15 protein-coding genes are annotated in these 18,003 nt (G+C 63.8%); 9 read left to right on the forward strand and 6 right to left on the reverse strand.

Annotation, left to right across the window (positions count from 1 at the left end):
- Positions 1–1,613, reverse strand: a 1,613-nt coding sequence (sucB, locus tag Q1V78_RS06640) for a 2-oxoglutarate dehydrogenase, E2 component, dihydrolipoamide succinyltransferase (RefSeq protein ID WP_300612903.1), incomplete at its 3' end; no start/stop codon positions are given.
- 140 nt (positions 1,614–1,753) lie between these two features.
- Here sucB and Q1V78_RS06645 point away from each other — a divergent pair.
- A complete protein-coding gene (locus Q1V78_RS06645) occupies positions 1,754–2,164 on the forward strand; it encodes a hypothetical protein (RefSeq protein WP_300612905.1) in 411 nt (136 codons plus the stop codon).
- 61 nt (positions 2,165–2,225) lie between these two features.
- Here the strand turns inward: Q1V78_RS06645 and Q1V78_RS06650 are convergent, their stop codons facing one another.
- Positions 2,226–3,851, reverse strand: a complete 1,626-nt coding sequence (locus Q1V78_RS06650; protein WP_300612907.1) for a leucyl aminopeptidase — start codon at positions 3,849–3,851, stop codon at positions 2,226–2,228.
- A gap of 77 nt (positions 3,852–3,928) precedes the next feature.
- Here Q1V78_RS06650 and Q1V78_RS06655 point away from each other — a divergent pair, with 77 nt between their 5' ends.
- Positions 3,929–5,092, forward strand: coding sequence for a branched-chain amino acid aminotransferase (locus Q1V78_RS06655; RefSeq protein ID WP_300612908.1), 1,164 nt, complete (start codon positions 3,929–3,931; stop codon positions 5,090–5,092).
- A gap of 161 nt (positions 5,093–5,253) precedes the next feature.
- Here the strand turns inward: Q1V78_RS06655 and Q1V78_RS06660 are convergent, their stop codons facing one another.
- Positions 5,254–6,237 carry a nicotinate-nucleotide--dimethylbenzimidazole phosphoribosyltransferase gene (locus Q1V78_RS06660; RefSeq protein WP_300612910.1) on the reverse strand — a complete coding sequence of 328 codons (984 nt, stop codon included), beginning with the start codon at positions 6,235–6,237 and terminating at the stop codon, positions 5,254–5,256.
- Positions 6,238–6,948 (reverse strand): DUF3043 domain-containing protein, encoded by a 711-nt coding sequence (locus tag Q1V78_RS06665; RefSeq protein ID WP_300612912.1) that lies wholly within the window; start codon positions 6,946–6,948, stop codon positions 6,238–6,240. It abuts the gene before it with no gap.
- A 160-nt stretch (positions 6,949–7,108) separates the two neighbouring features.
- Between Q1V78_RS06665 and Q1V78_RS06670 the strand changes: the two genes are divergently transcribed.
- Complete coding sequence (locus Q1V78_RS06670) at positions 7,109–7,453, forward strand: iron-sulfur cluster assembly accessory protein (RefSeq protein ID WP_300612914.1); 345 nt, start codon at positions 7,109–7,111, stop codon at positions 7,451–7,453.
- 243 nt (positions 7,454–7,696) lie between these two features.
- Here Q1V78_RS06670 and asnB read toward each other — a convergent pair whose 3' ends face one another.
- Positions 7,697–9,655: an asparagine synthase (glutamine-hydrolyzing) gene (gene asnB / locus Q1V78_RS06675; RefSeq protein WP_300612916.1), complete on the reverse strand. Its 1,959-nt coding sequence runs from the start codon at positions 9,653–9,655 to the stop codon at positions 7,697–7,699.
- A gap of 344 nt (positions 9,656–9,999) precedes the next feature.
- Between asnB and Q1V78_RS06680 the strand changes: the two genes are divergently transcribed.
- Both Q1V78_RS06680 and Q1V78_RS06685 read left to right on the forward strand, forming a co-directional pair.
- Positions 10,000–11,103 carry a cytochrome c oxidase subunit II gene (locus tag Q1V78_RS06680; protein ID WP_300612918.1) on the forward strand — a complete coding sequence of 368 codons (1,104 nt, stop codon included), beginning with the start codon at positions 10,000–10,002 and terminating at the stop codon, positions 11,101–11,103.
- A 39-nt stretch (positions 11,104–11,142) separates the two neighbouring features.
- Positions 11,143–11,574: a cytochrome c oxidase subunit 4 gene (locus tag Q1V78_RS06685; RefSeq protein ID WP_300612920.1), complete on the forward strand. Its 432-nt coding sequence runs from the start codon at positions 11,143–11,145 to the stop codon at positions 11,572–11,574.
- A gap of 289 nt (positions 11,575–11,863) precedes the next feature.
- Here the strand turns inward: Q1V78_RS06685 and trpD are convergent, their stop codons facing one another.
- A complete protein-coding gene (trpD, locus tag Q1V78_RS06690; RefSeq protein ID WP_300612922.1) occupies positions 11,864–12,973 on the reverse strand; it encodes an anthranilate phosphoribosyltransferase in 1,110 nt (369 codons plus the stop codon).
- 423 nt (positions 12,974–13,396) lie between these two features.
- Between trpD and Q1V78_RS06695 the strand changes: the two genes are divergently transcribed.
- The 4 genes from Q1V78_RS06695 to Q1V78_RS06710 all read left to right on the forward strand — a co-directional run bounded on the left by Q1V78_RS06695 (position 13,397) and on the right by Q1V78_RS06710 (position 17,809).
- Positions 13,397–14,008, forward strand: a complete 612-nt coding sequence (locus tag Q1V78_RS06695; protein WP_300612924.1) for a heme-copper oxidase subunit III — start codon at positions 13,397–13,399, stop codon at positions 14,006–14,008.
- A 68-nt stretch (positions 14,009–14,076) separates the two neighbouring features.
- Positions 14,077–14,973: a cytochrome c gene (locus tag Q1V78_RS06700; RefSeq protein WP_300612926.1), complete on the forward strand. Its 897-nt coding sequence runs from the start codon at positions 14,077–14,079 to the stop codon at positions 14,971–14,973.
- Positions 14,970–16,175, forward strand: coding sequence for a ubiquinol-cytochrome c reductase iron-sulfur subunit (locus tag Q1V78_RS06705; RefSeq protein ID WP_300612928.1), 1,206 nt, complete (start codon positions 14,970–14,972; stop codon positions 16,173–16,175). The genes Q1V78_RS06700 and Q1V78_RS06705 overlap by 4 nt, the downstream gene beginning before the upstream one ends.
- Complete coding sequence (locus Q1V78_RS06710; RefSeq protein WP_300612930.1) at positions 16,172–17,809, forward strand: cytochrome bc complex cytochrome b subunit; 1,638 nt, start codon at positions 16,172–16,174, stop codon at positions 17,807–17,809. Before Q1V78_RS06705 ends, Q1V78_RS06710 begins: the two co-directional genes overlap by 4 nt.
- The last annotated feature ends 194 nt before the right edge of the window (positions 17,810–18,003 follow it).

Here is an 18,003-nt window from a genome sequence, read left to right on the forward strand (position 1 = left end):
GTGAGGACGACCGGGCGCTTCACGATCGCACCGGTGCCGACCATGGCTGCCTGCGGCGGAACCAGGATCGGGGTGTCGGTCAGGGCGCCCTCGGAACCGATGTTGGTGATGGTGAAGGTGCCGCCGGCCAGGTCGTTCGGCTTCAGCTTCTTATTGCGCGCGCGGTCAGCGATGTCCGCGATGGCCTTCGCCAGCTCCGGCAGGCTCAGGTCCTGGGCGTCGTGGATAACCGGGGAGAGCAGACCGTCCTTGGTATCCACCGCGATGCTCAGGTTCACGCGGTCGTGGTAGGTCATCTCCTTGGTCTCAGCGTTGTAGGACGCGTTGACGTTCGGGTGGGAGATGAGCGCCTCGACGGCAGCCTTCGCGAAGAACGGCAGGAAGGTCAGGTTCACGCCGTGGGCGTCCTGGAAGGCCTTCTTAGACTTCGCGCGCAGGTCGGCGACCAGGGTCATGTCGACCTCGTGGACCTGGGTGAGCTGCGCGGAGTTGCGCAGGGACTCCAGGGTGGTGCGTGCCGTGATCTCGCGGATGCGGTTGACCTTCTGGGTCGTGCCGATCAGCTCCTGCTTATTCGGGTCGACCTTGTGCGCGGACGCACGCGGGCCGGCCGGCAGGTTGGTCTTCGCGCCGGTGGTGATGTTATCGCCCTCGGCGGCAGCCAGGACATCCTGCTTGCGGATACGGCCGCCAACGCCGGTGCCAGTGACCTTGGAGAGGTCCACGTTGTTCTTCTCAGCCAGCTTGCGGACCAGCGGGGTCACGTACGGCAGGTTATCGCCGGACGGCTCGCCAGCGGAGCCGGACTTCTCGCTGCGGTCGGCGACGTTCGGGCGTGCGGTGGTCTCCGCAGCCTTCTCGCGCGCAGCCTCACGAGCGGACGCGGCCTTGTCCTTGCCGGAGTCCTTCTCCTCGGACTTCTGCTCGTCCTTCGACGCAGCCTTCTCGGAAGACTTGTCCTCGGACTTCTCCTTCTTCGGCTCTTCCTTCTTGGCCGGCTTAGCCTCGCCGTCGCCGATGCGTGCGATGACGTCGCCGACCTCGACGGTGTCGTCCTCGTCAGCCAGGATTTCGACCAGGGTGCCTGCGACCGTGGATGGGATTTCGGTGTCGACCTTGTCGGTGGAGACCTCGAGCAGTGGCTCGTCGACCTCGACCTTGTCGCCGACGGACTTCAGCCACTGGGTGATGGTGCCCTCGGTGACGGATTCGCCGAGCTCCGGCATGGTGACGTCCTCGCCCTCACCGGAACCCTCGGAATCGGAATCGTCAGAAGACTCGTCAGAATCCTCAGCAGCGTCCTCGTCGGAGCTGTCCGCAGCCTCGTCCTCGTCGGAGGAGTCGTCGCCCTCGTCGTCGGAGGAAGGAGCTTCATCCTCCTCGCCGATCTCAGCGATGATGGAACCGACCTCGATCGTGTCGTCCTCTTCGGCCATTACCTTCAGCAGAACGCCGGCAACAGGGGAGGGGATCTCGGTATCAACCTTGTCGGTGGAGACCTCGAGCAAAGGCTCATCCACCTCGACCTTGTCGCCAACCTTCTTCAGCCACTGGGTGATGGTGCCCTCAGTGACCGATTCGCCCAACTCGGGCATTTCGACGGACTGCGCCATGGTGTTGAAGCTCCTCTTGAAACGCGAAAACTAGCTGTGGTCGAGTTTTAAAGACCAGTTACTCAACAATTGTACGCTCTCAAGCAAGTTTCGACGCGCCCAGCCCCGACCGAAAATCCGACTGCCTAGAATAGTGAGCTGTGTTCAATCTTTTTGGCCGATCCGGCAAGAATCAGACCAAGCCACCGCGTGCGCCCGGAGACACCATTCGCGCACGTGATTTGGAGTACCTGAGCACCTGGTCCGCGCAGCATGGCGGCCAGGCAGGTGGGGTGGAGGGCTTCGTGGAACCCGAGACCCTCATCAACGAGATGTCGGTCGTTCTCGTCGACGGCTCTGGCGACTGGACGCGCCGCAAGATCGGCGGGCCGAAGGGCATCGACGTGGTCGCCAAGAAGCTCGGCATCCCCCTCTACTTCGCCGAAGAGACCGGCTACCCGCAGCGCATGCGCGACCGCATCGAGCGCGACCGGTTGATCAAAAAGCGCCTGGAACAGCGCGAACGGCGCGCCCGCATGGAGCAGGCGCGCCGCGAGGAAGAGGAGTCTTAGCCCTCCGGGGGAGACCCTGGCCCCGGGCAGTTCTAGCCCAAGGGGGACCAGGGTTTGGGGCTTAGCCCTCCTTGGTAGTCCCTGCCAGGTGGCGCAGGGTCGCCAGAATCGTGCGCACCGGCACGCCCGTGCCGCGCTTCGGGGTGTAGCCGAACGCGCCCTCGGTGTTATACGCCGGGCCGGCGATATCGATGTGCACCCACTCCACGCCCTCGGTCACGAAGTTGGCCAAGTAGTGGCCAGCCACCGACATGCCACCCCAACGGCTGGGGGAGATATTGCGCAGGTCGGCCACATCGGACTTCAGCGCCTCGCCGAGCTCAGGCGGCAGCGGCATAGCCCAGCCGTTCTCGCCGACCTCCTGGGAGAGCTCCGCCACCTTGTCGCGGAAGGCGATGGAACCCATGACACCCGGGGTGCGGTTGCCCAGCGCCACCATCTGCGCGCCGGTCAGGGTTGCGGTCTCGATGAGGTAATCCGGCTCATCCTCGCAGGCACGTGCCATCGCATCTGCCAGGATCAGGCGGCCCTCCGCGTCCGTGTTCAGCACCTCAGTGGTCAGGCCGTTGTAGTGACGCAGCACGTCACCCGGGCGGGTTGCGGTGGAGCTCGGGGTGTTCTCTGCCAGCGGAATCGTGGCGATGACCTTCATCGGCAGGTCCAGGCGCGCAGCCGCCACTATCGTGGCGACGACAGCCGCGGAGCCACCCATGTCCGAAATCATGTCCCACATATTCGCGCCCGGCTTCAGCGAGATACCGCCGGTATCGAAGGTCACGCCCTTACCGACCAGCGCGACCTGCGGTGCCTCGTTATCCGCGGACGGCTCGTGGGTCAGGCGCACCAGGCGCGGTGCGTGCTCGCTGCCCTTACCGACGCCGACGATGCCGCCGTAGCCCTTTTCCTCCAACTCCTTTTCATCCAGGATTTCGACGCCCAGCCCGACGGCCTCGGCGATCTCGCGGATCGTGTTGGCATAGGTCTCCGGGTACAGGAAATTCGCCGGGGTATTCACGAAGTCACGGGCCAGCGCAACCGCGGCGGCGTCAACCTGAGCCTGGGCCAGCAGGGCGGCGTCCGCCTCGCGGGCGAGCACCGTGATGGTGGCGGGGGAGTCGGAGGCGTCGGCGTCCTTGTCCTCGGACGCTGCACCCTGGCCAGCGGCGTCCTTGGCGGAAGCTCCCTTGAATCCAGCGAAACGGTAACCACCCAGGGCGTGACCGACCAGCGCGGCCTCCGGGGAAATCAGGCCGAGGCTAGAGACGACCTTCGAACCCAGCCCCGCAGCGCGGGAGGCCACGCCCGCGAGCTCGCGGATGTCCTCGTCCGTGGACTCGTCGATATCACCCAGGCCCAGGGCCAGGATCTTCGTCGCCGGGGCCTTGCCCTCAGTGGCCAGCAGCTCGCCCGGCACCGGGGTGAGCTCCTCGCGCTTACCGGTGGCGCCCACACTGGTGAGCACGCGCCACAGGGTGATCTCCTGCTCCTTGCTCAGCAGGCCCGAACCCGTGGCGGCCAGCTCCAGGCCATTAGCGCCCTGGAACACCGGGACGATCAGCGTGTCCACCTCCGCATCTGCCGGAAGCTCCGCGACGAGGTCAATCGCCGGCATCGTGCCACGGTTCGGCAGGGCGGAATAAGTCTGGACGGGATCCAGCGCGATCGGCTGGCCTGGCTGAGTCGACATGATCGAAAATCAATCCTTTCGCAACGCAGATTCTCACTAATGCACCATCAACTGTACTCACAATTTTTCGAGGAACTATGGTTGTAAGCATGAGCGAAAGCACACCGAACACCACCGCACCAAACACCAATCTGAGCTTCACCGTCACGCCGAACGAGAACCGCACCTCCTCGGCGGATATCGCCAAGGTCCTCGAGAACCCGGGCTTTGGCGTCCACTTCACCGACCACATGGTCCTCATCGACTACGACGAGGAGATCGGCTGGCACAACGCCCGCGTCGAGCCCTACGGTCCGCTGACCATGGACCCGGCCAGCATGGTCTTCCACTACGGCCAGGCCATCTTCGAAGGTATTAAGGCTTACCGCCAGCCGGACGGCAGCATCGCCACCTTCCGCCCGGAGCAGAACGCCCAGCGCATGGCGCGCTCCGCTGAGCGCCTGGGCATGGCCCCGCTGCCGGAGGAGCTGTTCCTCGAGTCCCTGAAGCAGCTGGTCGCCATCGACCACGAGTGGGTGCCAGCGGCAGGCGGCGAGGCCGCGCTGTACCTGCGCCCGCTGATGATCGCTCGGGACGTGCACCTGGGTGTCCAGCCGTCCAAGACCTACACCTACATGGTCATCGCCTCCCCGGCGGGCGCCTACTTCACCGGCGGCATCAAGCCGGTGAGCGTGTGGCTGTCCACCGAGTACGTGCGCGCCGCGCCCGGCGGCACCGGTGCCGCGAAGTGCGCCGGTAACTACGCCGGTTCCCTCATGGCCCAGGCGCAGGCCGCCGAGCAAGGCTGCGACCAGGTTGTGTGGCTGGACGCCGTCGAGCGCAAGTGGGTCGAGGAGATGGGCGGCATGAACCTCATGTTCGTCTTCGGCGAGGGGGAGAACGCCGAGGTCATCACGCCAGAGCTCTCCGGCTCCCTGCTGCCGGGGGTCACCCGCGACTCCCTGATCCAGGTCGCCCGGGACCTGGGTTACAACGTCAACGAGCGCCGAATCTCCATCGAGGAGTGGGAGCAGGCCGCGAACTCCGGCATGCTCTCCGAGGTGCTGGCCTGCGGCACCGCCGCCGTGGTCACCCCGGTGGGCTCCGTGAAGTACGCCGGCGGTGGGTACGACATCAACGGTGCTCAAACCGGCGAGGTCACCATGCGCCTGCGCGACCACCTCACCGGCATCCAGCGCGGTGCCGTGGAGGACAAGCACGGCTGGCTGCACACCCTGGTTCCGGCTGAGGACCTGCAGTAACGCAGTAGCTCCGTAGGCGCCTCGCGCGGTGGTGGAGAGCGCTTGAGGCCCCGGGCCACCATCTTTCGGTGGGGCCGGGGCCTCAAGCGTTGGCAGATGTGGGCCCTTGGGCTGCCCGTTCTGCCGTGCAGCCGGGCGTAGCGCTGATCAGGGGAGTGCGGCTAGGCCTCGCCCTCGGCGAACTGCGTGGCCAGGCGCAGGTGCGGCAGCGCGAGCAGCGTGCCCGCGCCCTGGCCCAGGCCGATACCGGTCGGCAGGATTGGGCTTAAGCCCAACGCACCGAGCGCCGGCACGATCGCCGGTTCCGTGCCAGGGGAGGCCGGCTGCCACCAGTCGCGAGCGGTGGGGGCAAGCATCTGCGCGCACAGCGCGGCCGCCGCGCAGCCCGCTCCGTCGAAGATCACCGGCGTGCGGCGGATCGCGGCCTGCGCGAGGACCCCGGTCAGCACCCCGATATGGGGCGTTGCCGCCCGGGCGAGGATCTCGCGGGGCTCGGTGCGCACATCCCGCACCGCGAACATGCCATCGCGGATCTGGGCAACCTTGCGCCGCCAGCCCTGGTCATCAATGCCGGAACCCCAGCCGATGACCTTGACCGGCTCGATCCCGCAGATCGCGCCGATGATTGTCGCGGCCGCGGTTGTAGTGCCCGGACCGAAGTCGCCGAGCAGCAGCAGCTCCGTGCCCTTATCCGCCTCCGCGTCCGCGAAGGCCGCACCGGCCGCCAGCCACTCCTCGATGCCGAACTCCGCCCCAGGGGATTCCGTCTCGGTGGAAAGCTGATCGGCGGCCGCGGCGTTGGCGTCGATAAACTCCACCCGAACATCCTGGGCCACCGCAGCGGCGGCGACGGGGGAACGACCCGAGGCATACAGCTCGCCCACCTGGGCCAGAGAATCCTCGGGAAGAATGGACACGGCAGGCGTCGTGGCTGGCTCACCAGCGACGACCGCCAAGGTCACGCGCCCCAGCGCGGCGGGCAGCTCCCGGCCCTGGCAGGCCGCCAACCAACCACCCCAGGCGGCCAGCTCCCCCAAACTCGCACGGCCACCGCCGGCAGCCATCGTCGTCGCCTCCAACCGGCGGGTCGCCTCTGCAACCCGCGTCGGATCGACTGCTTCCACGGCCGAGAAGTCCACTGCCATCTAGCGAACGTCCTCGCCGATCTCCACCTGCGGGGCAGGGTTGCGCATCTTGCGGATCATCGTCGCGCGGCCGAAGGCGTACATGCCCAGGCCGAACTTACCCAGCGTGGTATCCGGGTACTTCTCGCGCACCAGGCGGTTGACCTTGCGGCCCAGCATGATGCCCTCGATGACCATGAGGATCAGGATGCCGAACATCACCAGGGAAGCGGTGTTCGCCAGCATCGGCTTGCGCAGGCCGATCACCATGATTAGGACCACGACCAGCGCGATTGGCATGAAGAAGTTGCCGAGGTAGCGGTGGGAATCCACCCAGTCGCGGACGAAGCGGCGCTCCGGGCCCTTATCGCGGTCCATGAGGTAGCGCTCGTCGCCGGCCATCATGCGCTCGTTGATGTGGCGGCGCTCGGCCTCTCGCTCCCGGCGCTCCTTGGCCTTGAGCTCCTTGTACTCCTCCTTGGACATGGAGGTCTTGAGCTCCTTGCGGCGCTTGCGGGCCTCGGCTGGGGTCTCCGGGCCCTGATAGGGACCGCGGCGCACGCCGGCCTGGCGCTCCTGCTCGTTGCGCTTCGGGGTCGGCCGGCCCTTCGGCGGGGTGAAGGCCTTGTTGCTCGGCTGCTTGTCCTCAGCTTCCGGGGTGGCCTCGGCGGATGCTGCGACGGTGCTGGCGGCAGCGTCGGTGGATGTGCTCTTCTTACGCGACTTTTTCACGCCTCTTAGGCTAGAGCAGAATCAGGGGGCTATCAAAAGGATGGAATAGTTTTGCGGTGCTGCCCGTTGTAACGGAGGACGGAGCGTGAAGTTGTGGAATTCGCACCGCTTCGCGAGTAACCTAAACGAGCATCGAAACCATCCTTAATGAGGAGGAAATATGACTGCCCCAGAGAAGGTCACGGGTGTCGAGCTGACCGACGCCGCTGTGTCCAAGGCAAACTCCCTGCTGGCCCAGGAGGGTCGCGACGACCTGGCGCTGCGCATCGCGGTTCAGCCAGGTGGCTGCGCTGGCCTGCGTTACCAGCTGTTCTTCGATGACCGCTCCCTGGACGGGGACCTGAAGGACGAGTACGACGGCGTGAACCTGGTCGTCGACCGCATGTCCGCCCCGTACCTGATGGGCGCGAAGATCGACTTCGCGGACACCATCGAGTCCCAGGGCTTTACGATTGATAACCCGAACGCCAGCGGCTCCTGCGCCTGCGGCGACTCCTTCTCCTAAGCCGAAGAAGCCCCCTCGACCCCGCGGCTGCGGGGTAGCGAAAGAGGGAAGACGGCGAAAACGCCGCGGCCCCACGATGAGTGGGACCGCGGCGTTTTGTATTGCAGGGGGAGGTTCAGCAGCCAGAGGAGCCTGACCGAAGGGCTGGACCTATGCGCCGGGGAAGCAGCCGCTGGCGCCGGGGAGGAGCTTTAGGGCCGGGGGGATTGCCCTAGACCCCGGATTCCCCGGGACGCAGCGGTCTTAGATCTTCACCGGGTAGTCCTGCTCGCTGATGCCCGGGTCGATGCGCTTCTCCACGAAAATGCCGTGCCAGATCATGAACGCCAGCACCGTCCACATGCGGCGGGAGTGATCCGGGCCGGAACCGGAGTTCATCGCCGTGCGGTGCTCCTCGAGCATCGCCAGCACCTCGGCCTTGTTGAAGATGTGATCCGTCTGGGAATCCTCGATGTGCTTCTTCGCCCAGCCGTAGAGCTCCTCGCCGGCCAACCAGTGGCGGATCGGCACCGGGAAGCCTAGCTTCTTGCGGTTGAGCACGTGCTCCGGAACGATGCGCTCCATCGCCTTACGCAGCGCGTACTTCGTCGTCCCGTGGGAGATTTTCATATCGATCGGGAGGGTCTCCGCGACGTCGAAAACGACCTTGTCCAGGAACGGGACGCGCAGCTCCAGGGAGTTTGCCATCGTGATCTTGTCCGCCTTGACCAGGATGTCCCCGCGCAGCCAGGTGAACAGATCCAGGTGCTGCATGCGAGCCACCGGATCCATGTCCTTCGACTTCGCGTAGATCGGGGCGGTCACCTCGCGGTGATCCCACTCCGGGCGCACCTCGCGCAGCACGCGCTCCAGCTGCTCGTAGTTGAAGGAGCGGGCGTTACCGTAGTAACGCTCCTCCATGGACATCGTGCCCCGCTGCAGCAGCGACTTACCGCGCACGCCCTCCGGCAGTGCGTCGCCCAGCTTCGCCAGCACCTTATTAATAGGGCTAGGAATCTTCTCGAACGGGGCGAGGCTCAAAGGCTCCTTATAAATGGTGTAGCCACCGAAGAGCTCGTCCGCGCCCTCGCCGGAGAGCACAACCTTCACGTGCTTGCGGGCCTCCGCTGCCACGAAGTACAGCGGCACCAGCGCCGGGTCGGCGACCGGGTCGTCCAGGTACCACATGATCTTCGGCACCGCGTCGGCGAACTCTTCTGGGCTGACCACCTTGACGATGTGCTCCGCGCCGATCGCCGCAGCAGACTCCGCAGCGACGTCCACCTCGGAGTAACCCTCGCGCTGGAAACCGGTGGTGAAGGTCAGCAGGTCCGGGTTGTGGCGCTTCGCCAGGGTAGCGATGGCTGTGGAGTCGATGCCGCCGGAGAGGAAGGAGCCCACCGTGACGTCCGCGCGCATGTGCTTGGCCACGGAATCCTCCAGGGCCTCGGCGATGCGCTGGAAGAGGGCATCCTCGCCGCCCGCCGGGACCTTGGCCACCGGGAACTTCGGCTCGAAGTAGCGCTCCTCCTCGATGGTGCAGCCGCCTTGCGCGCCCTCCGCTGGGGGAGTGACGAACGCGCGGGAGCCGGACTCCAGACGGAAGATGTTCTTGTGCAGACTCTCCGGCTCCGGGACATACTGCAGATCCGTGTAGTGAGCAATAGCCCGCGGATCCAGATCGAGGTTCAGGCCGATGGCGTCCGCAAGGGAAAGAATGCACTTCTTCTCGGAGGAGAAGACCGTCGCCTTATCCGTCGACGCCAGGTACATCGGCTTGATGCCGAACGGATCCCGAGCGAGGAACAGGCGGCGCTCCACCGAATCCCAGATCGCGATGCCGAACATGCCACGCAGGTGGTTGACCACATCGGCGCCCCAGTGGTGGAAACCAACGACGATCGGCTCACCGTCGCCACCGGTATTAAAGGAATAACCCAACTTCTGGAGCTCCTCGCGGAGCTCGACGTAGTTGTAGATCTCGCCGTTGAAGGTCATGGAGTAGCGGTTCGGCTGATCCGAAGGGCCCCACTGCAGCGGCTGGTGGGAGTGCTCCAGGTCGATGATGGACAGGCGGTTGAAGCCGAAGACCACATCGTCGTCATTCCAGGTGCCGCTATCGTCCGGACCACGGTGACGCATGCACGGCAGCGCCTCAGCGACCGGGTCGGTGAAGGTGTTGGCAGTGCCGTCGGCGGACAGTAAACCAAGTAGGCCACACATAGGGTGCTTTACTACTCCTGAATCATCGGGGACTATATAAACTGACGCGCGGGGCAGAAGCGGTCGCGAGCCAGGTCGGTTAGACTACAAACTACGCGCTCGGGGGCGCTCGTCCTAGCTGGCGCGCGGGGCAGAAAACGGGCAAGTTGCCCCGGACGGGGGGAGGGGCTCACAGGAAACCCCCAAAAAGTGGCACCCACCGCAACGAATAGTGGCAATTCGCTGTATATGGTCTAAAGTTCTCTAGTGAAGCAGTCTTGGGCGCAACAAGCGTGCGCTTACCACGAGCGATAACGCCGAAAAACCCAAGGCTATGAACGTGTGAACGAGGAAGGCATAATCGCGTGGAACAGCGAAAAGTGCACGGTATGACTCGCCGTATTGCTATGGCAGGGACGCTCGGCCTGTCCGGCCTCGCCCTTGCTGGTTGTAACGTCGCGCCCCCGGAGAACGGCTTTTTCCATGCTCTCCGCATGGGCTGGCCGATGGGTATCACCCCGGAGGCTGAGCAGATGGGCAACTACTGGGTCTGGGTCTGGGTGACCGCCTGGATCATCGGTATCATCATGTGGGCCCTGATGTTCTTCGTCATGGGTCGCTACTCCAGCAAGGCTCGCTCCCGTCGTGGTGACAACGAGGAATTCCCACGTCAGACGGGCTACAACGTCCCGCTCGAGCTGGTGCTCACCACCGTTCCGGTTCTGATCGTCATGGTCCTGTTCTTCTTCAACATCCAGACCCAGGACAGCGTTACCGCCCTGGATAAGGACCCGAAGGTCAAGGTCGACGTCACCGGCTACCAGTGGAACTGGAAGTTCGGTTACGGCGAGATCAACGGCGAGCTGCTGGGCGGCCAGGACTACGAGGGTGTCGACAAGGAAGCTCAGCAGCGCGCTGAGGACTCCAAGTACGAGATCCGCTCCAACACCAACCACGGTGTCGGTCCGATCCACGGCCGCTCGAAGGAAGACTACAGCTACCTGAACTTCAACAAGATCGAGACCGTCGGCTCCACCGACGAGGTTCCGGTCCTGGTTGTTCCGTCCAACACCGCAATCGAGTTCAACCTCGCTTCCGCGGACGTTGCACACTCCTTCTGGATCCCAGAGTTCCTCTTCAAGCGCGACGTGTTCCCGCACCCGGAGGCAAACCAGTCTGAGCGTCGCTTCCAGATCTCCGAGATCAAGGAAGAGGGAGCATTCGTCGGTCGCTGTGCCGAGATGTGCGGTACCTACCACTCCATGATGAACTTCGAGCTGCGCGTCGTCTCCCCGGAGAAGTTCGCGGACTACGTCAAGTTCCGTCAGGACAACCCGGAGGCCCCGAACTCCGAGGCTCTGAAGTCCATCGGTGAAGCTCCGTACTCCACCTCTACCCACCCATTCGTTTCCGACCGCACGGCTACCCGTGAGGCCGGCGAGAACATGACGGACCGCAACGCCGCCTAAGGGCACCGCGCGAGTTCCTAACTAGAGAAAGAGGTAAAGATGACTTCCGGAGCAAAGCTTTTCTACGGCCTCGCCGTGTTCTTCTTGGTCATGGACGTCGCGTACATCCTGGGCACCAAGTACCTGGTCGAGACCAACCGCGTGCTGGGTACCGAGTGGGCTGGTGTCACCGGCTTCACCCTGGCCCTGCTGCTGTCGCTGATGCTGGCGGTGTACCTGCACCTGACCGACAACAAGACTGACATCGGCCCGTCCGACTGGGAGATGGCTGAGATTGAGGACGGCGCTGGCGTGCTGGGCTTCTTCTCCGCTGGTTCCATCTGGCCGCTGCAGCTGACCATCGCAGTCATGATGGTTGCTTACGGTCTGGCCTTCTGGCACTTCTGGCTGATCGTGGCCGGCGTAATCTTCCTGATCTGGGGTGCTGTCATGATGAACCTCCAGTACGGTGTCGCTCGCGACGACCACTAAACGCTTAAGCGTTCACACGCTTTAAGTCCGCGGCCGGGATCCCTCGACGGGAACCCGGCCGCGTTCTGCATTTCGGAACCTGGCCCTGAATTTCCAGGTTCCCTGGGACTCGATGTTGGCAACGTCGCTGTGCTCGATTCGATGGCCAGGTTTGATTCGAGGGGTCGTCCTGCGCGCGAAGTTCGACAGTCAGTGCCCGGGGAGTACCTGTACCGAAAAGCAATGAAAAAGACCCCAGGGTCAGGCTTTAAAGCTTGACCGAGGGGGTTAATGGGGAGTGATGAGGCTCCTAGCGGGCGATCATCGCTTCCATCTTCTTCAGGGCTGCACCGGATTCCAGGCTCTCGCGGGCGCGGTCGATGTTCCGCTTGAGTGTGGCCTGCAGGCCATCTTCCTCCCAACCCTCGACGGTGGCCAGCGCTGCGGCGGCGTTAAGCAGGACGGCGTCCTTAATCGCGCCCTCGAGCTCGCCGCGGAAGAGCTTGCGGGCGATCTCGGCGTTGTACTCGGCATCTCCGCCGCGCAGGGCGTCCTCCTCGTAGAAGTCGAGGCCCAGGGAACGCGGGTTGATGATCTCCTCGCCGGTCTGGCCGTGGGCATCCACCGTGACCACGTCGGTTGGGGCGCACACGCTGATTTCGTCCATGCCGTCCATGCCACGAACGACGAGCACGCGGCTGCCCTGGTGGGCGAAGGCGCCGCCGATGATCGGCATGAGATCCTTGAACGCGCAGCCGATGAGGCCGAAGCCGGGCTTTGCCGGGTTGGTCATGGGGCCGAGCAGGTTGAAGACGGTCGGAACCTTCAGCTCGCTGCGCACCGGGCCCGCGAAACGCATGGCCGGGTGGTAGGCCTTCGAGAACAGGAATGCGAAGTGAGTCTCCTTTAGGTCCTCCGCTACGGCCTCGGGGGAGCGTTCGATGTTCACGCCGAGCGCCTCGAGCATGTCCGCGCCACCACACTGGGAGGAGGCCTTGCGGTTACCGTGCTTGACCACGTTGGTGCCCGTGCCCGCGACCACGAAGGAGGCCATCGTGGAGATATTGACGGTATTGCGGCCGTCGCCGCCGGTGCCCACGATGTCCACGATCTTGTCCACGCCCGAGAAATCCACCGGGGTGGCGAAGGAGCGCATGGCCTCCGCTGCAGCGGCGAGCTCCGCGGCGGTGATGCCCTTCACCCGAAGGCCAAAGGCAAAGGCGGAGATCAGGACGTCGCTGGCGCGCCCAGCCATGATCTCGTTCATCGCCCAAGCGGTCTGGGACTCACTGAGCTCCTCGCGGCGGCCCAGACGGTCCAGCAGGCCCGGCCAGGTGAAGTAGGACTCCGGAAGCTGCTCGGCGCCCAGTGCATGAGCGGTAGAGGTGAATGTGCTGTGTTCGGTTGACTCTGTTGCCACCTGTTGGCTCCCTTCCAAAGCTGTTTCCTTTAAATAATACGGAGGAGGTTAGTGTTGCCTGTGAGCGGGTGGCGTGGATCACCACTGTGAACCAAATCTCGGCGACTTCTGCGGGGGAGAGGTGAGGTGCGAGCGCGCTCCGGAGGCATGGCTCGAGCCCAAGATGGGGGAGGGGATGGTGCATTGCTGGCTGAATCCTGTGAACAAAATCGGGCCTTTGCTCAGCAGGAAACCGCTGCCGCTCATGCGCTGACCAGCCACGATGAGGTGCGTCGGATAGCGGTTCCCAAAAGTTCCGGCTATCCCCCAAAGGGGGGGTGCTGGCAGGTTTGTCCAAGGTTTGACCTGCTGTTTTCCAGTCCGCTTTGAGCTTTCACGCGTGGGGAATCGACTATCTGCCAGAAAACAGCCATACTTAGACACGTGACAAGCGCAGTTGAAAACCCAGGTATGGCAGCACCACATCGTGTTGCGACGCTGAACCGACCGAACATGGTCAGCGTCGGCACGATCGTGTTCCTGTCTCAAGAATTGATGTTTTTTGCTGGCCTGTTCGCGATGTACTTCGTGTCCAAGGCCAACTCGGGAGGCAATTGGCCATCCGAGCCAACCGAGCTGAACGTGCCTTTCGCGGCGACGATTACGATCATCCTGATCTCCTCGTCCGTGACTGCGCAGTTCGGCGTGTTCGCGGCTGAGAGGGGGGATGTCTTCGCTCTTCGTCGTTGGTACGCACTGTCGGCGTTGCTGGGAACCGTGTTCCTTATCGGTCAGGGATACGAGTACTTCCACTTCGTCCAGACTGGAACCACGATCCCGGGCTCCGTTTACGGCTCGGTGTTCTTCATCACGACCGGTTTCCACGGCGCACACGTGCTGGCCGGTGTGATTGCGTTCCTCGTTGTGTTGCTCAGGACGTTCAAGTCCAAGTTCACCCCGGCGCAGGCAACCGCTGCCGTCGTCGTGTCTTATTACTGGCACTTCGTCGACGTTGTCTGGATCGGCCTGTGGATCACGATTTACTTCGTTCAATAGGCCGTTAGCGCCAACTCAGGTTGGCCGACAGCCCATCGCAATTCCATTGACGAGTTAAAGGGAACAAGATGGATACCTCTAACAACAACGCGAGCACCGGTGCAGCAACCGGCGCACAGCGTTCCCCAGGGGCCGCACGGCGGCGCCGCAAGCTCCGCAAGGTGCTTGCCGGGGCATTCGCTCTCGTCGTCGGACTGACCGGCGCGGGATTCCTGGCTAATGCCCTCACTCCGGACCCGAACACTGCTACGGCACAGCAGGACGAGACCGCACTGGTCCAGCAGGGTAAGGAAATTTACGAAGTGGCATGTATCACCTGCCACGGTGCCAACCTCCAGGGCCAGGAGGGGCGTGGTCCTTCGCTGATCGGTGTCGGCGAGGGCTCCGTGTACTTCCAGGTCCACTCCGGCCGCATGCCGATGCTGCGCAACGAGGCGCAGGCAAAGCGTAAGCAGCCGCGTTACTCCGAGCAGCAGACCCTGGCTCTGGCGGCATACGTCAACGCCAACGGTGGCGGCCCGGGCATCGTCCGCAACGAGGACGGCTCCATCGCCATGGAGTCCCTCCGCGGTAAGAGCACCGCCGACGGTGAGATCAACCCGGCCGACGTGGCCCGCGGTTCCGACCTCTTCCGTCTGAACTGTGCCTCCTGCCACAACTTCACTGGCCGTGGTGGCGCACTGTCCTCCGGTAAGTTCGCTCCGACCCTGGACCACGCGAACGAGCAGGAGATCTACCAGGCCATGCTGACTGGCCCGCAGAACATGCCGAAGTTCTCTGATCGCCAGCTGACCGCTGACGAGAAGAAGGACATCATCGCCTTCGTGAAGAACGCGAAGGAAACCCCGAACCCGGGTGGCTACGGCCTCGGCGGTCTGGGTCCCGTTAGCGAGGGCATGCTGATGTGGTTCGGAGGCATCATCGTGATGATCGCCTTCGCGATGTGGATTGGAACCCGGTCATGAGCGAATTGAAGAATAAGTACACTGATGCCGAGCTGGCACAGATGAGCGAGGAAGACCTCGCCCGCCTCGGCACCGAGCTGGACGGCGTGACCGTCGCTTACCGCAAGGAACGCTTCCCGATCGAGAACGATCCGGCTGAGAAGCGTGCCTCCCGTCGGGTTGCCACCTACCTGATCCTCTCCATCGTCCTCGGCCTGGCATTCGTTGCCATCTACCTCTTCTGGCCGTGGGAGTACAAGCACATGGATGAAGAGGGCCTGTGGTGGTACACCTTCTACACCCCGCTGCTGGGTATTACCTCTGGTCTGTCCATCACCCTGCTGGGCATGGGTGTTGCGGCCTACACCAAGAGCTTCATTCCGGAGGAGATCTCCGTTCAGACCCGCCACGACGGCCCGTCTGACGAGGTCGACCGCCGCACCCTCGTGGCCCTCCTGAACGACTCCTGGAAGACCTCCACCCTCGGCCGCCGCCCGGTTATCGCTGGCCTGGCCGCAGGTGGTGCCGCACTCGCTGGTCTCGCGATCATCCTCCCAATGGGTGGCATCGTGAAGAACCCGTGGAAGCGCGGCGCAATGGGCATCGCCGGCGACGGCACCCTGTGGACCACCGGCTGGACCCTGCACGAGCAGGGCGAGAAGCTGTACCTGGCCCGCGACACCGGCGCCGTGGCTGAGAACCACGACGGCCACTGGAGCACCAAGGGCATCTCCCGCCTGGTCCGCGTCCGTCCGGAGGACCTGGACGCTGGCGCCATGGAGACCGTCTTCCCAATGACCGAAAGCATGGTCAACGACGGCGACAAGTACGACTCCAAGGCAGAGGTCTACGAGGACCACATGCACTCCATCCACGGTTCCCGCAACGCGGTCATGCTGATCCGCCTGCGCCACGAGGATGCTCTGCGTGCTGTCCAGCGTGCCGGCCAGGAAGACTTCCACTACGGCGACTACATTGCGTTCTCCAAGATCTGTACGCACATTGGTTGCCCGACGTCCCTGTACGAGCAGCAGACCAACCGTATTCTTTGCCCGTGCCACCAGTCCCAGTTCGACGCACTGCAGTACGGCAAGCCGGTCTTCGGCCCAGCCGCACGTGCACTGCCAGAGCTGCCGATCACGGTGGACGAGGAAGGGTACCTCATCGCCAAGGGCAACTTCATCGAGCCTGTTGGCCCGGCATTCTGGGAGCGTAGGTCATGACCACTAAGCAACAAGGCCGCCTCGCGCAGGCCGCAAACAACATCGATGAGCGCTACACCGCGTCTGGGGTAATCCGCCCGCAGATCAACAAGGTGTTCCCGACTCACTGGTCCTTCATGCTCGGTGAGATCGCGCTCTACTCCTTCATCATTCTGATCCTGTCGGGTGTTTACCTGACCCTGTTCTTCGACCCATCCATGTCGAAGGTCATTTACGACGGCGCCTACGCACCGCTCAACGGTGTGGAGATGTCCGCCGCTTACCACACGGCTCTCGATATCACCTTCGAGGTGCGTGGCGGCCTGTTCATTCGCCAGGTCCACCACTGGGCAGCACTGCTGTTCTCCGTGTCCATCATGGTTCACATGATGCGCATCTTCTTCACGGGTGCATTCCGCAAGCCACGTGAGGCCAACTGGGTTATCGGCTGCCTGCTTCTGCTGCTGTCGATCGCCGAGGGCTTCATGGGCTACTCCCTGCCGGACGACCTGCTCTCCGGTGTGGGTCTGCGAATCATGTCTGCAATCGTGATCTCCCTGCCGATCATCGGCACCTGGATGCACTGGATCATGTTCGCCGGTGACTTCCCGGGCGACATCATCATCCCGCGCCTGTATATCGCGCACGTGCTGCTGATTCCTGGCATCCTGCTGGCTCTGATCGCCGCTCACCTGGCTCTGGTCTGGTTCCAGAAGCACACCCAGTTCCCTGGACCGGGTCGCACCGAGAACAACGTTGTCGGTGTCCGAATCCTCCCGGTCTTCGGCGTCAAGGCTGCTTCCTTCGGCCTGATCACCTTCGGTGTCGTGGCACTGCTAGCCGGTGTCTTCCAGATTAACGGTATTTGGAACATTGGCCCGTACAACCCCTCCCAGGTCTCCGCTGGTTCCCAGCCGGACGTCTACATGCTGTGGACTGATGGTGCAGCCCGTGTCATGCCGGCATGGGAGCTGTACCTCGGTAACTACACCATCGCCTCTGTCTTCTGGGTTGCTCTGCTGCTCGGCCTGCTGGTCGCGCTGCTGGTCGCCTACCCGTGGATCGAGCAGAAGATGACCGGCGACACTGCACACCACAACCTGCTGCAGCGTCCGCGCGACGTCCCCGTCCGCACCGGCCTCGGCGTCATGGCGCTGGTCTTCTACGCCCTGCTGACCGTCTCTGGTGGTAACGACCACGTCGCTCACTTCTTCGACATCTCGCTGAACGTGATGACCTGGGTCGGCCGCATCGGTCTGATCGTGCTGCCTCCGATCGCGTACTTCGTCACCCACCGCATCTGCGTTGGTCTGCAGCGTCGCGACCGAGAGATCTTGGAGCACGGTATCGAGACCGGTACCATCCGTCAGCTGCCGTCTGGCGAGTTCATCGAGGTCCACCAGCCGCTCGGTGGCGTCGACGAGCACGGCCACGCCATCCCGCTGGAGTACCAGGGCGCATACGTGCCGACCCAGCCGAACGACCTCGGTGCGGCTGGCAAGCCGGGCCGTGGTGGCTGGTTCAGCCCCGACTCCCCGGAGATCGCCGAGAAGGCCCAGGAGATCGAGCACCGCAACGCGCTGGAGCGCAAGCAGATGTTCGAGCGTCTCCAGGAGGCCAACCGTGCCGAGCTGGAGTCCCGCAACGAGGACTAAACGCCACAAGGCGCACAGCTCGCTTGAGTACCGGCGCTAGTTCCAACTGCCACTAGCCGCCGGGAAAGGCTAAGGGCGGGGCCCACGTAGTAAACGTGGGCCCCGCCCTTTCTTTATGCCCTATTTAAAGCTTCCGCGGGGTCGGCCTGAGGCCGGCACGGCTGCCGAAGCACAAGAGGGGGTGCGGTGAACGC

The sequence above is a fragment of the Corynebacterium sp. genome (genome assembly GCF_030152825.1).
GTDB lineage: Bacteria > Actinomycetota > Actinomycetes > Mycobacteriales > Mycobacteriaceae > Corynebacterium.

What these genes read in the sequence shown, in the direction of transcription:
- Q1V78_RS06650 (WP_300612907.1), bottom strand. Translation starts at nt 3,851, where the DNA reads ATGTCGACTCAGCCAGGCCAGCCGATCGCGCTGGATCCCGTCCAGACT.
- Q1V78_RS06655 (WP_300612908.1), top strand. Translation starts at nt 3,929, where the DNA reads ATGGTTGTAAGCATGAGCGAAAGCACACCGAACACCACCGCACCAAAC.
- Q1V78_RS06660 (WP_300612910.1), bottom strand. Translation starts at nt 6,237, where the DNA reads ATGGCAGTGGACTTCTCGGCCGTGGAAGCAGTCGATCCGACGCGGGTT.
- Q1V78_RS06670 (WP_300612914.1), top strand. Translation starts at nt 7,109, where the DNA reads ATGACTGCCCCAGAGAAGGTCACGGGTGTCGAGCTGACCGACGCCGCT.
- asnB (WP_300612916.1), bottom strand. Translation starts at nt 9,655, where the DNA reads ATGTGTGGCCTACTTGGTTTACTGTCCGCCGACGGCACTGCCAACACC.
- Q1V78_RS06685 (WP_300612920.1), top strand. Translation starts at nt 11,143, where the DNA reads ATGACTTCCGGAGCAAAGCTTTTCTACGGCCTCGCCGTGTTCTTCTTG.
- Q1V78_RS06700 (WP_300612926.1), top strand. Translation starts at nt 14,077, where the DNA reads ATGGATACCTCTAACAACAACGCGAGCACCGGTGCAGCAACCGGCGCA.
- Q1V78_RS06705 (WP_300612928.1), top strand. Translation starts at nt 14,970, where the DNA reads ATGAGCGAATTGAAGAATAAGTACACTGATGCCGAGCTGGCACAGATG.
- Q1V78_RS06710 (WP_300612930.1), top strand. Translation starts at nt 16,172, where the DNA reads ATGACCACTAAGCAACAAGGCCGCCTCGCGCAGGCCGCAAACAACATC.